This window comes from Dyadobacter sp. (assembly GCF_051859145.1).
GTDB lineage: Bacteria > Bacteroidota > Bacteroidia > Cytophagales > Spirosomataceae > Dyadobacter.
Genome location: NZ_JBHYGF010000534.1, coordinates 1 through 3,588, shown reverse-complemented (window position 1 = coordinate 3,588; position 3,588 = coordinate 1). Strand labels below are relative to the sequence as shown.

The window sequence follows — 3,588 nt, the reverse complement described above, 5'->3', positions numbered from 1 at the left end:
GGCCAAATGGCGGTAAGCAGCCGGATTTTTGGCAAAAGCCAATGCGCCCGATGTTTCCTTATCCAGCCTGTGTGCTGCCTGCAATTCTGAATTGTATTCTTTGGCAAGCCTGAGTACGCTTCCTCCCCTGTCCGCAGTCCGCTCATCCAGTGTCGCCAGATGCGGCGGTTTATTAACTAAGAGAAAATCCTCGTTTTCGAATATAATGATGTCGCTGAAATTGATTTTCATGTCTGTTCTGATAAAAATAATCCGAATGAATTACCTGAGAGTAACTCATTCGGATTTTGCTTACTAATGAATGAAGCGATTTATTTACAAAGATGACTATTTGTTTTTGTAAACTTCCCCTCGGTGTGCGACTTTAAAGCTAATATTACTTGTCTCAATCCTCAGAAAGCAGCTGATCCTTTACTTCTTTCCAGTTGAGTGATTCTTCATCCTTTCTTAATTCTATTGCAATCTCGTCTTCAATATCTTCCAGAATGCTTAATAGGTTATCTTTTTCCCTCAAAAGAGCAACATCAATCACCACGGCCTTTTTTTCCCCAATCTCATCAATCAAATAGCTGATACCTTTCATCTCAAATGTGTTTTTAGAAAGTTAGCACTTTATAGGAGTCAAGTCAACTATCAAACCAACGCACTCACTTTCGTAGGATTGGGATTAATGGTGTCTGACTCAACCAAGCCATCTCGCAGGCGGACAATGCGGTGGGCGTAATGGGCGATATCCTCTTCGTGGGTTACCATTACAATGGTGTTGCCCCGGCTGTACAGCTGATCAAATAAATCCATTATTTCGTAGGAAGTCTTTGTATCCAGGTTACCCGTAGGTTCGTCAGCGAGCAAAATACTGGGATCATTAACAAGCGCCCGCGCGATCGCAACCCGCTGCCGCTGACCGCCTGATAGCTCATTCGGCTTGTGGCCGGCGCGATTTTCGAGACCTACGTTTTTCAATGAAAGCATTGCTTTTTCGGTACGGTCCGACTTGCTTAGTCCCGCATAAATCAATGGCAATGCAACATTATCAAGCGACGACATTCTTGGTAAAAGATTAAAGGTTTGAAAGACAAACCCGATTTCCTTGTTCCTGATCTCTGCAAGCTCACTTTCCGTCATATCACTTACATCCTTATTATTCAGGACGTACCGTCCGGTTGTGGGTGTATCGAGACAGCCGATGATATTCATTAATGTAGATTTGCCTGAACCAGACGGCCCCATAAATGCGACGTACTCCCCTTTATTAACTGAAATAGTAACAGATTTGAGTGCCTGGATCACCTCGCTTCCCATTACATAACGTTTCGCAATCTCGTTAGTCTCGATGATTTTCATATTGAAATTCCTTGTTGAAAAGCGTTTAAAGGTAATAGTACTAAGATGCGGCGGTCATGCGGCGAAAATGCCCATGGACAAAAAGCGATGCGAGCAAAACAGCTGACGGAATTCCTTCATTGAACAGCTCGCCTTCATATTTCCAGAAGCTGGTTGATTTGAATGAAGCCTCGTCCTCTTCCCTTTTCACTGACCATTGCTGCTGCATCCAGTGACTGAACTTCCATTTATAGCTTATTTCTTCGTAGCTGATCTCCGCAGTGCGTTTGAACAGATTGTACTTAATGCTGCCCAATACCCTTGTTCCCTCAATGTCCCTGATTTCAGTAACACTGTTCCAGAAGCCGCGTGTTTTAAACCGTAGCATACTTCCGTCCAGTTCGCCGTAACCATCCTCTTTCCAGGTGTTGACTTTCAGCAATCCGACAATCAGCTTACCTCTGAAAAGCTTGCTCTCGGTTCCACTGAAATTTGACTTGACGATTAAAGACATATTCAGTCAGGTATAGTTTACAGTAACCTAAAATATTAAATCACTGAAACTCCGCTCTTTGTTTTTCGATAAGTGCCCGCATAGGTTGATAGCGGCTCATAAATTGCTGATAACCGGCTGGATCGGCATATTGCTTCACTTTACTTTCCCCTTCGTCGGCCTGCCCCGTGAGTCCCTGATCGAGGCTCAGTAATGCATATTGCTCCCATAATTGCGGCGCATACGTGTTGTAGGCAAGTGCATCCAGCACCAATTTGTAAGCTCTGCCCGTTTGCTTCTTTTTACGCAGGTATTCAGAAGTCGCAGAAACACTTTTTGCATCGAACGGATTGGCGCGCACTGCTTTTTCAAAATTCGCTTCGGAAGGAGAACGTACTGCAATAGCCAGCAGCGAATCTGATGGAGACTTTGGTTTAATGCCAGAGAAAAGGTTTTGTTTCAAATTCTCGATGGCGCCGCTATTCTCAGGTTTCTGAATTTTATCTAATAAAATAACTGCTACTTCTTTCTTATCATAAAGTGCATTGGCAACCGCCATTCCAATGGTTCCTTCCACTCCTTCCACATCAGCCAGACTTTCAATGGCCTTTTCATATAATCCCAGTTGCAAAAACCAATGTCCCAGCACTTTATGGTACAGCTCGCTTTGCTCCTCTTCGTCAGATGCCAGCGCAGTAAGTACCTGTAAAGCTTTGAGTTTATCACCACTGTAAAACTCCGGATAAAGCGCCGCCCAGCTCAGGTCCTTTGACAATACTGGGTTCTTAGACGCAAGTTTGTTCAGCAAAAGAGCCGCAGACGTATCTGATCTGGCCTGGTTTAGTGCATAATTCAGTACGTAAACCGATGACGATACGCTTAGCAGGGAGTCCGCCGGAATAGCATTTGCATTCCATTCTTCCTTCGCAAATTGCTGCCGCAGATTTTGAACAGCAAGCCAGTTGGCCTGCCACGAAAGGTAATCGCGCTTTTCTGTTGTAGATGCAAGCGAATCCAGCAGTCCTGCATCTGTGTTTCTTACAAGGATAGCCAGTAAATTAGTAGCCGGGATTTCCGGCCGGGCGCTCGTGGCTTCTGCTCTTTCGAGGTAATAATAGGCGGAATCGGCTACATTGGTTTTGGAATAAAGCATTCCTAAGTTGTTGAGCAGCTCTCCATTCTTTGGAAATCTTCCAATACCTTCCTGCAAACTGTGGACTGCATCGAAAAACAAATTTTCCTGGCCCAGAATGCCGCTTAGTCCGATATATGCCTGCGGCGAAGGATTTTTCAGCAAAGCCTGCCGGAAATAAAAAGCTGCTGCGGTGCGATCGCCCTGGCGAATAGCGAGGGAAGCTAGGGAGTAATTTGACTTATGATTTTGGAATTCCTGCTGCAATGCAAGTTTGTAGTATTGTTCTGCCAATGCAAATTCCTCAGTTCTGGTGTGCAAGTCGCCCAGTCCATTGAAATATCCGGCAAAAGCCTGGTTGATCGGCAGCAATCTTTGGAATGAAAACAAAACGACCACACCCACAAATCCAAACAATCGCGTTTGTGTCAACCCAAAACTAAGGGGCTTGTACAGTACTTTGTAGACTGCCAGTTTTTGTTGAAAAAGAGGATAAAAGTTGACGAGAATGTAAAAGAAGAACAAAACACTCATCGCAAGCTGACCTTGCACTACCACATCTTCCAACGCTTCCAGCACAGGATCGTTGGCCATTCCGGCCGTTAAACCCGTGAATGCGGCTGCGATAATAAACAGTCCG

4 protein-coding genes and 1 pseudogene are annotated in these 3,588 nt (G+C 44.8%); all 5 read right to left on the bottom strand.

Annotation, left to right across the window (positions count from 1 at the left end):
• The coding region (locus ACTIE6_RS23460; RefSeq protein ID WP_439558942.1) for a pseudouridine synthase at positions 1–231 on the bottom strand (231 nt) is incomplete at its 3' end.
• A gap of 154 nt (positions 232–385) precedes the next feature.
• Positions 386–583: a hypothetical protein gene (locus ACTIE6_RS23455; RefSeq protein WP_439558941.1), complete on the bottom strand. Its 198-nt coding sequence runs from the start codon at positions 581–583 to the stop codon at positions 386–388.
• Positions 584–633: 50 nt separating this feature from the next.
• Positions 634–1,344, bottom strand: a complete 711-nt coding sequence (locus ACTIE6_RS23450; protein ID WP_439558940.1) for an ABC transporter ATP-binding protein — start codon at positions 1,342–1,344, stop codon at positions 634–636.
• Between the two features lie 40 nt (positions 1,345–1,384).
• On the bottom strand, positions 1,385–1,837 hold the full coding sequence (locus ACTIE6_RS23445; protein ID WP_439558939.1) for a hypothetical protein: 453 nt from the start codon (positions 1,835–1,837) through the stop codon (positions 1,385–1,387).
• Positions 1,838–1,877: 40 nt separating this feature from the next.
• Positions 1,878–3,588: pseudogene (locus ACTIE6_RS23440) on the bottom strand (hypothetical protein); the annotation flags it as partial.

Bases quoted from the DNA above. Each gene is read 5' to 3' on its own strand.
- ACTIE6_RS23455 (WP_439558941.1), bottom strand. From the start codon at position 583: ATGAAAGGTATCAGCTATTTGATTGATGAGATTGGGGAAAAAAAGGCC.
- ACTIE6_RS23450 (WP_439558940.1), bottom strand. From the start codon at position 1,344: ATGAAAATCATCGAGACTAACGAGATTGCGAAACGTTATGTAATGGGA.
- ACTIE6_RS23445 (WP_439558939.1), bottom strand. From the start codon at position 1,837: ATGTCTTTAATCGTCAAGTCAAATTTCAGTGGAACCGAGAGCAAGCTT.